The sequence below is a fragment of the Petrocella sp. FN5 genome, assembly GCF_029210395.1.
Classification (GTDB): Bacteria; Bacillota; Clostridia; order Lachnospirales; family Vallitaleaceae; genus Petrocella.
Window position 1 is genome coordinate 14,653 of record NZ_JARGDP010000036.1, and the last position, 17,138, is coordinate 31,790.

Genomic DNA, 17,138 nt, shown 5'->3' on the forward strand with positions numbered 1-17,138 from the left:
CGCTTGGGAAAGTGTTTTTTTATTGCAAAAAAAAAGCACCACCTTTAGTAAAGTAGTGCTTGTATAATAATACTATAGATTGTTGATCTATCTAGGCATTATACCACTGCAACCGATGATTGGAAGTTTTTTGAATTTACGCTTGAATTTATTCTTAAATCCAAACTTAAATCTACTTGACTCGGTTGATTGTGAGTGCAATTCTACTATCTCTGGTTTTTTCCATTGTTCCATGTCCTGACCTCCTCATGATTAATTGAATTTTTACGGTTTATTTTTATATTGTCCACCGATTGGACTCAAGTATGAACATTGTGTGACTGAGTTGCTATGTAAGATATTATAATACTAAAAAATTGATTTGTCTATAGCTTTTATTGATAATCATTATTATTATTACAAATATCCAGTATATCTTTGTAAGTACTTGACATGGATATTATAAGAAGCTATCATTAACTAAAAGTTTCAGTTTTCTACATGACCAGAAGGAAAGAATTAAGATAATGGGTTAAGGTGTCAAAATAATATCGCTGAACCATAATCATTATTTAGAGTTTACTTTGTGTTTGAAAGGTGGTAAACAGATGGATCCTATGAAGTTTGATAAAGAGGCAGTTATACGAAAAAAAGAGTTGACCATCATAGATTTTGATGGTGAACTGGCGATGAATGATACAGAAAAAGGCATTCATTATGGCATAAATTCAGTTGGCTCAAGAATATGGAAATTGTTGGATGACCCTCAAACGATGGGTTCTATAGTCGATTATTTATTAACCCAGTATGAGGTTGATCGGATTAGTTGTGAAGAAGAAGTATATGACTTTTTAGTAGATTTGTATGAAAAAGAATTGATTTGTGTAGACGCGTAGAGTTTTAGGGGATGAGGTTGTGAGATGTTAGAGAAGCCAATATATCGTTACAAAGCATTTGGGTTAAATCTCTATTCAGAGATCAAAATACCAGAGCTGAATACAAGTGAAGGTGAAGAAGATGTTCGTATTCAATTGGGTAGGGTTCCTAGAGATATAAAAGATGTATTAGAAGAGAGTGACCAGTATCAGTTGTCAAGAAGGGCGTTTGCATTTGATATCGAAGGTGTTGCAAAATACTATATAACAGACGGGAAAGAGATTGTTGTTGAGTTGTATTCTGAAGCAGATTTAGAGCGTGTAACTGTTTATTTATTAGGTACGGCAATGGGCGTGTTGCTGATCCAGAGAAATAGGATTGCCCTACATGGAAGTGCTGTAAGCGTAGGCCAAAAAGCCTTGATTATTACCGGTGATTGTGGTGCCGGAAAAACCAGCTTATGTTCGGCATTTCGAAAAAATGGGTATGGTTTTCTTGCTGACGATATTTCAGCGATAGCTATGGATTCGGACCACCAACCTTTTGTTCATCCAGCCTTTCCACAACAGAGATTATGCACGGATACAGCTCTTGAAATGGGTTATAACCTTCAGTCATTAAAGCTGGCCAGTATGGAGGAAAATAAGTATATTGTAAAGCTGGAAGAAGATTTTATTGAAGAAAAAAGGGCACTCGCAGTGATTGTAGAGATTCAGATAGGGCATTTGGATGAGGTCGTTTTAGAAGAACTGCGTGGCATTAAGAAAGTCAAACAAATTGAGAAAAATATATATTGTGGACCACTATATGAGAATATTGGTTTTACGAATGATTACTATCAGGCGTTATTGTTAATGGCTAAGCATGTTGATTATTACAGTGTTTTTAGACCCCAAAAGGGTTTCACTGTTGATGAACAGTTGAGGCAAATCATATCTAAGTTATCAGGTGACGACATTGGATAAGGGCGAAAATATGGACAAGAAGATAGACAGAAAGAAGACGAAAGAGATATTCACAAATCTTAAGTGGTTGCTTTCTACGATGAAAGGATTTAGTCGTTTTGTATTTGCAATTATTTTTTTTGGTGCCATTTCGGCTGTTCTTGGTATTTCTAGAGCCCTGGTTACAAAATGGTTGGTCGATTCGGCCACAGCGGCTGATATAGAACGTATGAATTATTATTTGCTGTTATTGGCCGGCATTATTTTGTTTGATATTGCTGTACGAGCAGTACATACAATATTACTTGAAAAAGGGGAAATAACAATTTCAAATAGCATACAAAACAAGCTATATGCAAGAATAATTAATACCAAGTGGATGCAATTTTTGAAATATCATAGTGGTGATTACTTGACGAGAATGACCAGTGATGTTGAGGAAATAACAGATGTCATTATTTCAACAATACCGAATATCATTACCCTTAGTATTCTGGTTTTTGGTTCATTTATTTCTATTTTTTATTTTGATCCAAGGTTGGCCATTGTTATTATTACAGTCATCCCACTTGCAGCATTGTTTATTCGAGTTTTTTCCAAACGTCTTAAAATGCTGTATATGGAAAGTCAACTGGTTGAGTCCAGATATAGGTCATTTATTAATGAATCCATACAAAACATGTTGGTGGTCAAGACCTTTTGTTTAGAAAAAATTAACTTTGGTAAAGCAAAGGCGATGCAACAAGAAAAAGTGGATCTAGTGGCCTCAAGAACTAAGTTGACGGTTATATCTACTTCTTTAGTCACCATGAGCTCGTGGATGGGATTCTTTCTTGTTTTCTTATGGGGTTCGGTGAAGATTGCTGAAGGTACGACAACTTTTGGAACATTGATGGCACTTATTCAGCTCATTGGGAATATACAAGGACCATTGATTACGGTAGCAGCTTCTATACCTATGATTGTGTATGCATTGGCTTCGGTTGAGAGAATTAGAGAAATAGAAGGTTTGGAGAGTGAATTTGAAGCCGACTTTTTTTTGGATATGACTTCAGCAGGTATTAAGTACAATCAAGTTGATTTTTATTATAACAAAGACAATTATGTTCTTAAGAATGTATCAACAGACATAAAACCTGGAGAAACAGTGGCACTGATTGGGTCTTCAGGGGAAGGAAAAACCACATTTATTCATTTGCTGATGTCGTTACTGAATCCGATAAAAGGTGATATCCTTATTGTAGATAGGGATAAAGAATATGAAGTCAGTACTAAGTCTAGAGGGTTTATTTCATACGTACCTCAAGGGAATAATATTTTTTCCGGTACCATAGCGGATAACTTGAGACTTGGTAAAGAAGATGCAACGGATGAAGAACTGAAGGCGGTAACAAAAGCTGCCAGTGCTTGGGATTTTATTTTAGAAGCAGAAAATGGTATGGAAACCCACATAGGTGAGAGAGGTATTGGGCTATCGGAAGGACAGACACAAAGAATTGCCATAGCCAGAGCCTTATTGCATAAAGCCCCTATTCTTATCTTGGACGAGGCCACTTCAGCCTTGGATTCAAAAACAGAAGTGGATGTATTAAGAACCATTCAATCTTTAGAACAATCACCTACATGCATTATCATAACCCATCGTTTATCTGCTCTAAAGATTTGTGATAGAATCTTAAAAATAGAAGATGGGTACTTAAGTGAAATCAGCTACGACGATGCCACTAATTTTGAAAATATGTGATAAGATAAAGATGCAGTCCTATAACTTGTTAGGATAGTTTGTTTATGCTATGATGAGTTAAAAATCTACCACAATGATGATATAAGGAGATTGGTATGAAAAATCACTTGGAAATTAGTTTTATTGAATTTTTAAATGCATTGATTAAAAAATGGTGGCTACTAATAGGGTTTGCCATAGGTGGTATGGTATTATCCTATTTGTTAGCGGTGTTTTTTGTTGTTCCGATCTACGAAGCTCATACAACCTTGTTTATTGGAGATGTACCGGATGAAGAAATTGATATGAGAATGTCTATGCAAGATTTTGAGGTGTCTCAACAACTGATTAATGACTATAAAGAGATACTGAAAACAAGGCTGGTGGCAGAAAAGGTTATTAATGAACTTAATCTGGACATCCCAATAGACGTATTAAGAAATAATATGTTGATTGCAAGCATTGGCACAACGCGTTTGTTTATAGTTGGCTATACAGATCCGGACCCTGTGGTAGCAGCTGAAGTTGCAAATGCTTTTTCTAATCAATTGGCCGCAGCCATATCGGGTATTGTCGGATTTGAAAACATACAGATTATCGATGAGGCACTCGTTCCGGAATACCCAACATCACCTTCGGTTATTATGTTTATGTTGATAGGTGGTTTCCTAGGTGGATTGGTGGGAACAGGTGTTATCGTCCACAGTTTATTTACATCCAAAAAGCTTTTGCAAGATGGAAAAGAGATTGAACATCTTCTAGGCGTACCTATATTAGCCGAGATTCCAAAAACTAAGATGGAGGTGTGGCATAAATGAAAAGAGAAAAAATTGTAACCATCGCTGAACCGGATTCACAGATCTCTGAATCTTATAAGATACTACGATCTATTCTTAGTTTTTTTAATGGAAATGAAGAAAAAAAAGTAATTATGTTGACAAGTGCACACGATGATGATGAGAAAACGGCAGTCATTACCAATGCAGCCGTGTCTTTAGCTCAATCAGGTAAAAGGATCTTATTGGTGGAGGGTGATTATAGAAATCCTATGCTATATGACTTATTTGAAGTACCTAAAATGCCGGGTCTTACAAATATGGTTTTTGAGAAAAAACAATTAAAGGATTGTGTTCATGATATTATTGGGATTAAAGGATTAAGCGTTTTGACAGCAGGAACATCCCCAGTTGCTAACCTTGAACTTTTTGCACGTCAAGAATTTCTAAATGCAATGGAGGAAATGAAAACAGCCTATGATATGGTGTTAATTGATATACCACCGGTTTTAAAGTATTCGGATGGAATTGTCTTGTCAAAGTATGTAGATGGTGTTGTCTTAGTTGCTGCCCTTGGCATTAGTAATAAAGAACAGCTGGTTCAATCTCGTGATATGTTGAAGATGGTTGATGCTCAGATCTTGGGCCTTGTATTAACCAATTCCAAAAAAAAGAAAAAAGAACAATAAGTATTAAGTTAGCCTGTTTTTGAACATAATGTGATTTTTGAGGGAGCGAAAAAAGTGAATGATAGAGCTTTGGTTAGTATAATAACCGTGTGCTACAACAGTGAAAAGTATATTGAATCTGCAATTAAATCAGTTTTATCACAGAATTACAGCAACATTGAATATATTGTGATTGACGGAGGTTCAACAGATAGAACCTTAGATATTGTTCGTAAATACAGTGAACATAGTAGCATAAGAATAAAAGTCATCTCAGAGCCTGATGAAGGTATTTATGATGCTATGAATAAAGGGGTTAAGTTAGCAGAAGGTGATATTATTGGTATTTTGAACTCAGATGATTTCTATATCAATAATAAGGTCATCACATGGGTGGTCAATACATTTGAAGCTACAAATGCAGACATGGTTTATGGCAATCTGGTATTTGTGGATAGACAAGATACGAACAGAATCGTAAGAGTTTGGGATACTTTTAAGGGTGAGTTCTTAAAAGGCTGGAATCCACCGCATCCTTCAACATTTATAAAAAAATCGATCTATAAAGAGTTCGGGTATTATAAAAAAGAGTATAAGATTTCTTCAGACTATGACTTGTTTTTTAGGATGATTGAAATCGGAAAAGTCAATCACCATCATTTAAATAAGACCTTAGTAAAAATGAGGGTAGGTGGGGCGTCGACCAGTGGATGGAAAAGTAACTATGTCGGCTCCAAAGAAATATATATGACGCTTAAAGAGCATAATGTTAGATTTAGGCGTTGGATTGTTCTTAGTCGTCTACTCAAGAAAATCAAACAATTTTATCAAAGAAGAAGCGTATAATAGGAAAGAGGAAAAAAAATGTTATGTGCACTGATTATGGCAGGTGGATCGGGTCAAAGATTCTGGCCACTATCAACTGAAGAGAAACCCAAACAGTTATTGGAATTGTTTACGGATAAATCTATGATCCGAGAAACGGTGGATAGAATTTTGCCCCTTATATCCGCAGAAAAGATCTTCATTGCAACAAATATCAGACAACTCAAAGGCATAAAAGAAGCACTTCCTATGATCAGAGAAGAAAATATCATCTTAGAGCCTACATTCAAAGATACAGCAGCGGCCATTGGCTATGGTACACTGTATATAAAACAGCGTTTTGAAGATTCTGAGATTGTTGTTTTGGCTTCGGATCATTTGATACAAGATGAGCACAGCTTTAGGTGTATTATTGAACAGGCAGCTTCAGAGGCGAGGTTAAACGGGTCAATCATTACATTAGGTATAAAACCTACGAAGCCTGAAACGGCCTATGGGTACATTGAAGTAGATGAAGACAGTGAACTTAATAAAGTATCCGAAGTCAAACATTTTTATGAAAAGCCAAATCTAAAAAAGGCTATCAATTTTCTAGCTACAGGAAATTTCTTGTGGAATAGTGGTATTTTCATTTTTAATTCAAACATAATAATGGACGAAATTGAACGTTTTATGCCAAATCATAAAAGGATTCTAGATCGTTTAGAAAGCATTATAGCAAAAGATATTTGGGGTAGGGATTTGACCGCAGAAGTTGAATCACATTTTGAATTATTTGAGAAAATATCCATTGATTTTGGCGTGATGGAAAAGTCTGAGAAGATAAGGGTTATTCCTTGTGAGTTTGGTTGGAACGATGTAGGAAGCTTTACGGCCATAGAAGACATATGGGAACCTGATGAAAGTGGTTCTTATGTTAAAGATACCCATTATAAGAGCCTAGATTCTACAGGTAATATTATTATTTCTAACAACGATACTATTGTAACGATTGGTGTGGATGACTTGGTTATTGTTAAGAATGGAAGTAATCTACTGGTCTGTCATAAAGATCGGGTCCAAGATCTCAAAAAAGTTCTTAAAAACAATGGTTAGTGGCGTGGGTGCAGTGTCTAAAAAATAAGGGTGAGTAAAAATATGTAGAAAGAGGTGATAGGATGAAAATCTTATACTGTGCACCATTTCCGAAGAAGAGATTTTTTGGTGGGATTTCAATCATTGCAGAATCATTAAAGAATAAGACAGATATGTTTAAGAACTTTGATGTAGAGCTTGCATTTTTTAATACAGAAGTGATGGATCGGGAAGATAAGACGAAAGGCAAAATAAAGCTTATAAATCTAGTCAGCTTCTTTAGACTCAAAAATAAGTTGATTAAAGAAATTAAAAGCAACGATTACGATTGTTTACATGTTAATACTTCTTTTGGTATAGCGCTTCTCAAAGATCTGCTATTAATAAAAAGCATTAAGTTTAACAAGAAATTGGTTCTTCAGATTCATTTTTGCAATTTTGTAGAAGTGTTTGGACGGCGGAAGTTTTTTTCTAATCTTCTATTAAGTTTAATTGAAAAACATGTAGACAATGTTATTGTCTTGTCGGAAAAATTCAAAAAAGAGTTATCAGTAAAGCTAAAGAAGACCAAGATTGTTACGTTATATAATTTTCAAGACGCTATTACGGATGAAGACGCTGTGACGACAAAGAAAGATACTAAGATTAAAAATCTTCTTTTTTTAGGCTCCATTGATGAACGAAAAGGCTTGTTAGATACAATCAAAGCCTTGAAGGGAATTGATAAAGAAACGTATCATTTTTATGTTGGCGGTAAACTCTATGGCTCGGACTATGAGAAAATGGTTAAGAATGAAATAAGTGAAAATGGTATGGAGAACAATGTTACTTTTTTAGGCTATGTTCAAAATGAGGATAAAATAAAACGGTTGCTTAGTTCGGATATTTTTATTTTACCCTCTTATGGAGAAGGCTTGCCAATTTCTGTTATTGAATCCATTGCTGCCGGATTGGTCATCATTTCTTCTAATGTAGGCGCCTTAGACGAGATCATAGCCAATAATGTGAATGGATTCACCATAAATCCCGGCGATATCAAAATGCTTAACACTTATATATCAAAATGCTTAAATGATGAAGTTCTATTAAATAAAATAAAGAACAATAATAGAAAAATTGCAGATCAATATTGCATTGATACGTATATAGAAAATCTGTGTAAGTTTTATAAAATATAAATCATTTACACAGCATACATCATTTAGCTCCATGGATTGTTTATTGATTCTTGAGGATGGATGATGGGGAAAGGGTTATAATATGAAAGTAGCAATTATTTTGCCACAAAATTTTAGTGGTGGCGCAGAAAGAGTCGTATCTAATCTGAGTTTCGAACTAAGTAAATACTGTGAACTCCATGTCATCGTCTTTAATTATAGGACGGAAGATGCATACGAGTTGGATGGTCATGTTATTGATATGGACCTGACCCTACGCAAAACACTATTTGGAAAAGCAATGAATTTTGTCAAACGTCTTCATAGACTTAAGAAGATAAAAAGGGATATGGAATTTGATTGCTGTATAAGTTTTTTGGCAAGTGCCAATATTGCTAATATGCTCACGAAAGCTACAGAAAAAAGGATAATTTCAATTAGGAACAATATATTCATTCATAACGAAAGTATAATCGATCGAATTCAGCTAAAAGTATGTAAAGTATTGTACCCAAAAGCAGATGCTATTGTTGTAGTATCTAAATTATTAAAAGAGAAGCTAATCAGTGAAATGGGAGCAGATGCTCATAAAATAAACACAATTTATAATCCTTATAACATTGAAAATATAAAAAGATTAAGTCTAGAACCGATTTCTAAAGAGGAAGAGGCATTAATGGGATCGAAAATAATGCTGAGTTGCGGTAGACTTACGTATCAAAAGAATTTTGAAGGGTTGATTAAGTCTTTTGGAGAAGTGGTAAAAAAAACAGACTACAAATTGGTTATCATTGGAGAAGGAGAACTGAGAGGAAAGCTTGAAAAATTAATCCAGGAACTGGGATTATCCAATAAAGTTATACTATTAGGCTATAAGAACAATCCATATAAATACATGAGTCAATCCAAGGTCTATGTGTTGAACTCTTTTTTTGAAGGATTTCCCAATGCACTGGTAGAGGCGATGATTTGTGGCCTGCCTGTGGTGGCTAGGGATTGCGAAACCGGTCCAAAAGAAATATTAGCCCCTTTGACGGATATTAGAAAAAAGACGAACAATTTAGAAACAGCAGAATATGGCATTCTGATTCCGGACGCCAAATCTATTGGTCCAAATCAAAGGGATTACCTATATGAGGCCATTGAAACCCTTGAAAATAATCCGGCATTAAGAGATCAATATATCAGAAAATCCTTAGATTACTGTAGCAGATGGGACACTTCAATTATTGGAAAAGAATATTTTGACTTAATAGCGAAGGCTATCCGCTTATAGGGTTACTTGGAAATCTTGGCGTTTTTTAAAATTGAGTTCAGAAGGATTGACTTATGGTACAAAAGTGGTATAATGGGTAATAGGAACCAGTTTAATAAAAATATAATATGTAGGCAAACTTCTTGAAAAAGAAGGGCGCAAAGCTAGAATCTAAGGTTTATACTATGATAGTTCGGCTGCTTAAAATATTAAGCAGCTTTTTTTGTTTTCAAATATTTGTTAATATTTTAGAAAAATTACAATATCATAGTAAGTTGTGAGGGCAATGTAAACATGATTCTGGTAATACTTTATTTCAAGGGCAATAGTAGCTGAACAACGATATCCGACTATTGTAGAGGAGAAGAAGATGATGAAAAACTATAAAATAAAAAAGAAATTAAGTTTGGTCCTATCGAGTATTTTAATTATGTCATTATTGATGTCAACAAGTGTATTTGGTAGTAGTTTCAATTGGACACCAGATCCTGGTAGCGGTTTAGAAGGTTTTATACAGGGGTCAGATGTTGACAATACTTTTATTTTCAATCTATATGACATAGAATCAGGTGAATTATTACAAGCATATTGTTTTGACGAAAGCATGGAGATGTTTGTAGACTCGGTTTACGGAGGCATCACCCCTCTTGGTAATAATGATGATGATGATAGAGTGAGGGCGATATTAGCACACTCTCTACCCTATCTAGATTTGACGGAAATAGAAGACAACCTAGAAGTGGAAAATTTGAGTGAATATGATGTGATAACAGCGACTCAATATGCAATATGGAAAATTGCAAATGGAACACCAATGTATTCACCTGTAGCAAATAGTGATATTACAATGCTTTACAATTATTTTTTGGAATTATCACCAATGGCATCACCAGATGAGTATGAAGCGGTTATAACAAGCCCAAGCTATAGACGATCCGGTGGCGTTGTGACACTGAACTTTAACTATTACATTCAGTTGTCAGATGGTACGAAAGTGGACACAGAAGATCTTAATGCTCAATTATCATACAATAAAAGTATATTGACGGAAGACTTAACCCCAAATGGAGATCTTTCAGTATCTGTCGAATTGACAATCAGTGAAAGTGAGTTGCCTGCCAATGAAAATCTTAGAATAACATTAAAAGGCATATTGGTTGAAGCCTATAGATTGACAGGCACACATACTGAATTGATACCTATAGAAGTAGATGACGAAGAAGTAGATGACGAAGAAGTAGATGACGGCGAAGTAGACGACGGCGAAGTAGATGACGGCGAAGTAGATGACGGCGAAGTAGATGACGGCGAAGTAGATGACGGCGAAGTAGATGACGGCGAAGTAGACGACGGCGAAGTAGACGACGGTGAAGTAGACGACGGCGAAGTAGATGACGGCGAAGTAGACGACGGTGAAGTAGACGACGGCGAAGTAGATGACGGCGAAGCAGACGACGGCGAAATTGCTTCTAGAGTTTCTGATAATGGTCTAGATAGAACCTTCAGAACGGCTGAATTAAATGTTGATTATGAAGAAGTGATTAGAGATTCTCAAGATTTAGTATTTGTCGATGACGAAGATATTATTGCAACCAGAAACTTCAGTTATACAAGAAGAAGTAGAGATCGTGATCCTGATCCAGAACCAGAACCAGATCCGGAACCAGAGCCAGACCCAGAACCAGAAGAAATAGAAATACCGGATGAAATAGTAGAAATACCTGAAGCGGTGCCAGAGCTTGAAGAGATTATTTTAGATGAAGTTGTGGTCATTCCTCAAGCTTTACCTGAAACATCAGGAACACCAATTGGTATATTAATGCTTCTAGGAAGTGGTATATCGGGGTTAGGTTTATATATTAAGAAACATAATAAATAGTATAACTGCATCATTAATGAAAGATGAAGGAGGTGCTAGTATGAAGAAAGAGTGGAAAAAACCAGAAATTGTTGAATTAGAAGTTGTGCTAACAGAACAGTGGACTAACCCAAGACCTAGCGGAAATAATACCATAGCGTGGAAATGATATTTTATCAAAAAGCATTAACTTAGGTTAATGCTTTTTATTGAATAGAAATTATGTCATGATATAATAAAAAGATGATTAGATTCGTATTGTCATAAAGAAGGAGAAAAGGTTTATTACTATGACAAATTATTCTGGGAATAAGATAAATTACTATTCGATTTATGGGATCAAGATTGCTACTGAGCTTGTATTAAATGAACTTGTTAAAATGGATGGGGAATCAGATTTAATTATATCTTCGGGTAAAGTACCGGAATTTCTTAAAGGCACAACTCAAAGCTATGCTTTTTTTCAAACAAAAGAGAATGAGTTTTTGGCAAGAATAAAAAATGTTGGTAGTTTTTATGTGATTAATGGAAATGAAATCATATATGATCTTTATAATGATGCTGAATTTATTTCAGTCAAAATGTATTTATATGGCTTTTTGTTACCGGTAGTTTTAATGCAACGTGGTCAATTTTCATTACATGGTAGTTGTATTGAGATAGAAGGAAAATCCATTATTATTGCAGGACATTCAGGTGCTGGCAAGTCTTCTTTGGGTATTGCTTTTAGACTGGCTGGCTATAAACTGATAGCGGACGACCTAATTGCTTTTAACGAAGACTGGCTCGAAGGTTTATATGTTCATTATGGTTTTCCTGTTCAGAAAATCACATCGGATACGGCGAAACATTTAAAAATAAAGACGATGGGTTTAGAAAAAATACCTGAAGATGATAAGTATCTCATACCACTTAAAGATGAATTTTTGATGACACCTGTGCCGTTAGTAGCTCTATTTGAAATAACCCTACATGAGGATGAGACCAAAGGTGAGGTTGTATTAGAGGAATTAATGGGTGGAGAGAAGCTTAGATGTATTATTGCAAACACCTATAATGTACAAATGATAGGTACTATGGGGTTAGCACAAAAACACTTCAAGTATGGTACATCCTTAACGAAAAGGATAAAAGTATTTAGAATTACAAGACCGATTCATGGCTTTTCATTGGAACAACAAATGGCGCTCATAGTTAATGCGATTAAAAAAACTACGTTTTGACACCTTAACAATATTAGGCTTATAATGGTATGGATGACATGAAACGGGAGGAAAGTAAGATGATAAATAAAAAATTAGTATTAGAGGATACAATAGTAAGGCGGGAGGATATTTCAACTACCATTATTGATGGCGAGTTAGGTATGATGAGTGAAGAAAAAGGTAAGTACTATACCTTAGATTTTATAGGAACCCGTGTATGGGAACTTATTGAAAAGCCTATAAAGGTGGATGATCTTATTATCGCATTGATGAAAGAATACGAGGTTGACAGAGCCACTTGTGAAGTGGATTTGTTGGAGCTATTGGATAAGTTGTTAAAAGAAGAGTTGATTAAGTTGGTTTAGAATCAACCAGGTATACAGCTAATACTATCAGAGCATCTTAATGTCTGATAACATAGAAAAAGTTAAGACAAGGAGGATGTTATAATGACTAAGATAGCATTAATAACAGGAATTACAGGACAAGATGGATCTTTTTTGGCAGAATTTTTACTTGAAAAAGGATATGAGGTACATGGTATTATCAGAAGGAGCTCTTCGTTTAATACAGGAAGAATAGAGCATCTGTATATGGATGCGTTAGTAAAAGATATGCATATCGAAAGAAAACTTCAGTTACATTATGGGGATATGACCGACTCGACGAATCTCATTCGACTCATTCGTGAGATTAAGCCTCATGAAATATATAACTTAGCTGCCATGTCGCATGTTAAAGTCTCATTTGAGGTACCGGAATATACAGCAGATACAGATGGTGTAGGAACGCTAAGGTTGTTAGAAGCAGTTAGATTTCTTGGGTATGAAAATAAAACAAGAATCTATCAAGCATCCACCTCTGAGCTTTATGGTAAAGTGCAAGAGATACCTCAAAAAGAGACAACGCCCTTTTATCCAAGAAGTCCATATGGCGTAGCAAAGCTGTATGGTTATTGGATAACAAAGAATTATAGAGAAGCGTATAATATGTTTGCAGTTAATGGAATTTTGTTTAATCATGAGTCTGAAAGAAGAGGCGAGACCTTTGTAACCCGGAAAATAACTCTGGCTGTAGCTAGGATTAAGAAAGGTACACAGGAAAAATTGTATCTAGGCAATATGAATTCAAAAAGGGACTGGGGTTATGCAAAAGACTATGTTGAATGTATGTGGTTAATGCTTCAGCATGACACTCCAGAAGACTTTGTTATTGCAACAGGAGAAATGCATACGGTTAGAGAATTTACTACATTGGCATTTAAAGAGGTTGGTATAAACATCTACTGGCAAGGTGAAGGTGTAGATGAAAAAGGCTTAGATAAAGCCACAGGTAGAGTGTTGGTTGAAGTGGATCCAAAGTACTTTAGACCAACGGAGGTTGAATTACTATTAGGAGACCCTACAAAAGCCAAAACTGTATTAGGCTGGAATCCTACCAAGACAAGCTTTGAAGCCTTAATAAAGTTAATGGTGAAAAGTGATGTTAAACTGGTTGAACGTGAAGAAAGCATACGTCAAGAATTTGACTGAGGAGTATAAACAATGATATACAAATTATCGGATAATACATGGGATGAAAAAGAATTTGAAGCAATCAATAAGGTGATAGAATCGAATATGTTTACTATGGGAATAAAAGTGAAGCAATTCGAAGACGCTTTTTCGAAAAAAGTAGGTTCAAAATATGCCCTTATGTCAAACTCAGGGTCTTCTGCGAATTTATTAGCGATAGCTGCCTTGGTATATTCAGGAAAACTCTCAAAAGGTGATGAGGTTATTGTGCCGGCTGTTTCCTGGAGTACGACTTATTTTCCATTGACGCAATTTAATCTTTCTATTCGATTTGTTGATATTGACAAGCATACATTAAACATCGATGTCAATCAACTCGAAGAGGCCATCACTGAGAAGACTAAGGCTATATTTGCGGTTAATTTACTGGGAAATCCTAATGATTACGATAAGATTAGTAGCTTGTGTGAACAACATAACCTTATATTATTAGAGGACAATTGTGAATCTTTAGGCGGAAAATATAAGGACAAAGAATTAGGTACTTTTGGTCTGTTGGGAACGTATTCTACTTTCTATTCTCATCATATTTGTACTATGGAAGGTGGGGTCACGGTGACGGATGATGAAGCCTTATATCATTATATGTTATGTATTCGTGCTCACGGATGGACCAGGAATCTACCAAAGGATAGTCAAATCTACAGTAAAAAAAGTGATGACTTCTATGAAAGCTTTAATTTTATCATGCCGGGATTCAATCTAAGACCGATAGAAATGGAAGGTGCCATTGGCCTAGAACAGCTAAAAAAACTAGACGCTATTGTCCTTCAAAGGAGAAAAAATGCTGAGTTCTTTTTAAATAAAATGAATGGCTTAAATGGCATAAGGGCTCAAAAAGAAATTGGTCAGTCATCATGGTTTGGCTTTGCAATGATTCTTGAAGGAGCGAATAAAGGCAATAGGGATAAAATAGTTGGCGTTTTAAAGGAAAATAATATAGAAGTCAGACCTATAGTTGCAGGTAACTTTACACGAAATGAAGCAATTAAATATATGCAACATTCTATTTACGGTGAATTAATAAATGCTGACGAGATCCATGAAAATGGCTTTTTTGTTGGCAATTATTGTCAAAAGAATGAGGAAGAAATCGAATATTTGTTTGGTATTCTAGAAGGTGCCTTATTATGATGGATAAACAGTCAAAAATATTTATAGCAGGGCGTAACGGAATGGTTGGTTCTTCTATTGAAAAGACATTGAGAAACCAAGGGTATAATAATATTGTTGGACTTGGATCAAAAGCATTGGACTTAAGAGAACAAGCAGCTGTGAGAAACTATTATGAGCAGGAAAAGCCGGAATATGTTATATTGGCTGCCGCAAAAGTGGGTGGAATTAGAGCAAATATTGAGCGACCTGCTGAATTTTTATATGATAATTTGATGATTCAAAACAACATTATTCATAATGCCTACAAATATGGTGTGAAGAAATTGCTTTTCTTAGGTTCTTCTTGCATTTATCCAAGATTAGCACCTCAACCGATGAAAGAAGAATACTTATTAGATGGTAAATTAGAAGAGACGAATGAAGGTTATGCAATTGCTAAAATAGCCGGTTTGAAAATGTGTGAGCATTACAATCGACAATACAGTACAAATTTTGTGAGTGTAATGCCTTGTAATATCTACGGGATTGGTGACAATTTTGACCCTAATGACTCCCATGTCGTGGCAGCTTTGATAAGGAAATTCCACGAATCCAAAAAAGGTAATAAACCCTATGTTGAAATTTGGGGTACAGGGAATGCAAGAAGAGAGTTACTATTTAATGAAGATTTAGCAGATGCTTGTGTGTATTTGTTTGAAAATTTCACAGGTAATGAATTCCTAAACATTGGAACAGGGGAAGATGTTTCTATAAAAGAATTAGCTTACCTTATTAAAGACATAATTGGTTTCCGGGGCGAGGTCAGATTTGATTCAAGTAAACCGGATGGTATGCCGCAAAAACTATTGAATGTGGAAAAAATTCACAAATTTGGTTGGAAACATAAAACGTCTTTAGAGTATGGAATTAGAAGAACGTATGAATGGTTTTTGAAGGGGTTATAGTTGCTCAGCAAGTAGGGGAGTAAAAAAGTGGGAATCTTGGATGAAAAGATTTTTTTGCTGCTTTTTAAGCAGATGAATGATAATAGAATAGCTTATGTCACCAGATTCGTGGCCTTATACGCTTCGAAAGTTTTTTTGGTGACTTACGTTCTTATAATGTTATGGTTAGTGGTCAATAGAGCATTTATTCTAATACCCTATCTAATAGGACCGGCATTGTCTTTACTTTCTGTTATTGTCATTCGGCGATTTATTAATAGAAAAAGGCCTTTTGAGATTATGGGCTTTAAGCCATTGATTGAGCATGAAAAAGGATGCTCTTTTCCTAGTAAACATGGGACTTCTGCTTTTGCTATTGCAATAGCAATGATGTGGGTTCATCCACTACTTGGTTGCCTTGGAATCCTAATGGCAGTGTTAACAGGTATTTCTAGGGTTATGGTAGGTGTTCACTATCCTTCTGATATTGTTGGTGGCCTTTTAATTGCAATACTTCTTTCACAGTTGACTTATTTCTTATCAATTATGCCTTAACCAAGCTTATATGGTATATCTTAATCCTTAACTAGAATGAAGAGGTGTAATGTGGACAAGCAACAAAAGCATCAGAAGCATCATCAGCAAAAAAAAACGAAACACCCTTATCTATTGCTTATAATGGGAATACTGGTCATAGGGTGGATTGGCTTGATTTTCTATTTTTCATCTCAGCCGCCCAATGCATCCAATAGGCAATCTAGGGGCGCGGTAGATGTATTTTATATGTTGGATGATCATCTTGACTTTACAGATACTGTAATCTATGAAAAAGCCGTAGATTTTTTTAAAAATGTTATTCTAAAAGGACAATATGAGACATCCAATGCACTTATAAGGAAAAGTGCTCATGTGGGTATTTATCTTGTGTTAGGTTTTATGGTCACATTACTGGCTTATTATTACCATAGACGTTATCATCTTGCATTTATTCTTGGCATAAGCCTGCCGACTTTGATTGCTGTTATGGATGAATACCGTCAAAGCTTTATTGGACGTACATCTTCTCTGGATGACGTGGTTTTAGATGGTTTTGGCGCTACAGTCGGAACGATAATATGCTTATTAATACTTATGTTGATTAAATTCATTTTATATCTGAGTAAAAAACATAGACATACATAAAAT

At 35.3% G+C, this 17,138-nt stretch carries 18 protein-coding genes and 1 riboswitch; of the genes, 17 read left to right on the forward strand and 1 reads right to left on the reverse strand.

Annotated features, from left to right (window positions below; translation table 11 throughout):
* Positions 1 to 87 precede the first annotated feature (87 nt).
* Positions 88 to 234, reverse strand: coding sequence for a hypothetical protein (locus P0N36_RS09785; protein WP_275842663.1), 147 nt, complete (start codon positions 232 to 234; stop codon positions 88 to 90).
* A 353-nt stretch (positions 235 to 587) separates the two neighbouring features.
* Here P0N36_RS09785 and P0N36_RS09790 point away from each other — a divergent pair, with 353 nt between their 5' ends.
* From P0N36_RS09790 to P0N36_RS09870, 17 genes are all read left to right on the forward strand, one after another.
* Positions 588 to 875, forward strand: a complete 288-nt coding sequence (locus tag P0N36_RS09790; RefSeq protein ID WP_275842664.1) for a PqqD family peptide modification chaperone — start codon at positions 588 to 590, stop codon at positions 873 to 875.
* A 24-nt stretch (positions 876 to 899) separates the two neighbouring features.
* On the forward strand, positions 900 to 1,820 hold the full coding sequence (locus P0N36_RS09795) for a hypothetical protein (protein WP_275842665.1): 921 nt from the start codon (positions 900 to 902) through the stop codon (positions 1,818 to 1,820).
* Between the two features lie 10 nt (positions 1,821 to 1,830).
* Complete coding sequence (locus tag P0N36_RS09800) at positions 1,831 to 3,543, forward strand: ABC transporter ATP-binding protein (protein WP_275842666.1); 1,713 nt, start codon at positions 1,831 to 1,833, stop codon at positions 3,541 to 3,543.
* Positions 3,544 to 3,638: 95 nt separating this feature from the next.
* Positions 3,639 to 4,340, forward strand: a complete 702-nt coding sequence (locus P0N36_RS09805) for a YveK family protein (RefSeq protein WP_275842667.1) — start codon at positions 3,639 to 3,641, stop codon at positions 4,338 to 4,340.
* Positions 4,337 to 4,987, forward strand: a complete 651-nt coding sequence (locus P0N36_RS09810) for a CpsD/CapB family tyrosine-protein kinase (protein WP_275842668.1) — start codon at positions 4,337 to 4,339, stop codon at positions 4,985 to 4,987. Before P0N36_RS09805 ends, P0N36_RS09810 begins: the two co-directional genes overlap by 4 nt.
* A 54-nt stretch (positions 4,988 to 5,041) precedes the next feature.
* Entirely contained in the window at positions 5,042 to 5,812 is a 771-nt protein-coding gene (locus P0N36_RS09815; protein ID WP_275842669.1) for a glycosyltransferase family 2 protein, read from the forward strand.
* Positions 5,813 to 5,830: 18 nt separating this feature from the next.
* Positions 5,831 to 6,886 carry a mannose-1-phosphate guanylyltransferase gene (locus tag P0N36_RS09820; protein ID WP_275842670.1) on the forward strand — a complete coding sequence of 352 codons (1,056 nt, stop codon included), beginning with the start codon at positions 5,831 to 5,833 and terminating at the stop codon, positions 6,884 to 6,886.
* Positions 6,887 to 6,948: 62 nt separating this feature from the next.
* Positions 6,949 to 8,043 (forward strand): glycosyltransferase family 4 protein, encoded by a 1,095-nt coding sequence (locus P0N36_RS09825; protein ID WP_275842671.1) that lies wholly within the window; start codon positions 6,949 to 6,951, stop codon positions 8,041 to 8,043.
* 82 nt (positions 8,044 to 8,125) lie between these two features.
* Positions 8,126 to 9,298 carry a glycosyltransferase gene (locus tag P0N36_RS09830; protein ID WP_275842672.1) on the forward strand — a complete coding sequence of 391 codons (1,173 nt, stop codon included), beginning with the start codon at positions 8,126 to 8,128 and terminating at the stop codon, positions 9,296 to 9,298.
* A 102-nt stretch (positions 9,299 to 9,400) separates the two neighbouring features.
* Positions 9,401 to 9,482, forward strand: a riboswitch (cyclic di-GMP riboswitch).
* Positions 9,483 to 9,647: 165 nt separating this feature from the next.
* Entirely contained in the window at positions 9,648 to 11,156 is a 1,509-nt protein-coding gene (locus P0N36_RS09835; RefSeq protein WP_275842673.1) for a thioester domain-containing protein, read from the forward strand.
* Positions 11,157 to 11,425: 269 nt separating this feature from the next.
* A complete protein-coding gene (locus P0N36_RS09840) occupies positions 11,426 to 12,358 on the forward strand; it encodes a hypothetical protein (RefSeq protein ID WP_275842674.1) in 933 nt (310 codons plus the stop codon).
* Positions 12,359 to 12,417: 59 nt separating this feature from the next.
* Positions 12,418 to 12,705 (forward strand): lasso peptide biosynthesis PqqD family chaperone, encoded by a 288-nt coding sequence (locus tag P0N36_RS09845; protein ID WP_275842675.1) that lies wholly within the window; start codon positions 12,418 to 12,420, stop codon positions 12,703 to 12,705.
* 84 nt (positions 12,706 to 12,789) lie between these two features.
* On the forward strand, positions 12,790 to 13,872 hold the full coding sequence (gene gmd / locus P0N36_RS09850) for a GDP-mannose 4,6-dehydratase (protein WP_275842676.1): 1,083 nt from the start codon (positions 12,790 to 12,792) through the stop codon (positions 13,870 to 13,872).
* 12 nt (positions 13,873 to 13,884) lie between these two features.
* Positions 13,885 to 15,048: a DegT/DnrJ/EryC1/StrS family aminotransferase gene (locus P0N36_RS09855; protein WP_275842677.1), complete on the forward strand. Its 1,164-nt coding sequence runs from the start codon at positions 13,885 to 13,887 to the stop codon at positions 15,046 to 15,048.
* A complete protein-coding gene (locus P0N36_RS09860) occupies positions 15,045 to 15,974 on the forward strand; it encodes a GDP-L-fucose synthase (RefSeq protein WP_330684004.1) in 930 nt (309 codons plus the stop codon). The genes P0N36_RS09855 and P0N36_RS09860 overlap by 4 nt, the downstream gene beginning before the upstream one ends.
* A gap of 27 nt (positions 15,975 to 16,001) precedes the next feature.
* A complete protein-coding gene (locus P0N36_RS09865; protein ID WP_275842678.1) occupies positions 16,002 to 16,508 on the forward strand; it encodes a phosphatase PAP2 family protein in 507 nt (168 codons plus the stop codon).
* A 51-nt stretch (positions 16,509 to 16,559) separates the two neighbouring features.
* Positions 16,560 to 17,135 (forward strand): VanZ family protein, encoded by a 576-nt coding sequence (locus tag P0N36_RS09870; protein ID WP_275842679.1) that lies wholly within the window; start codon positions 16,560 to 16,562, stop codon positions 17,133 to 17,135.
* Positions 17,136 to 17,138 lie beyond the last annotated feature (3 nt).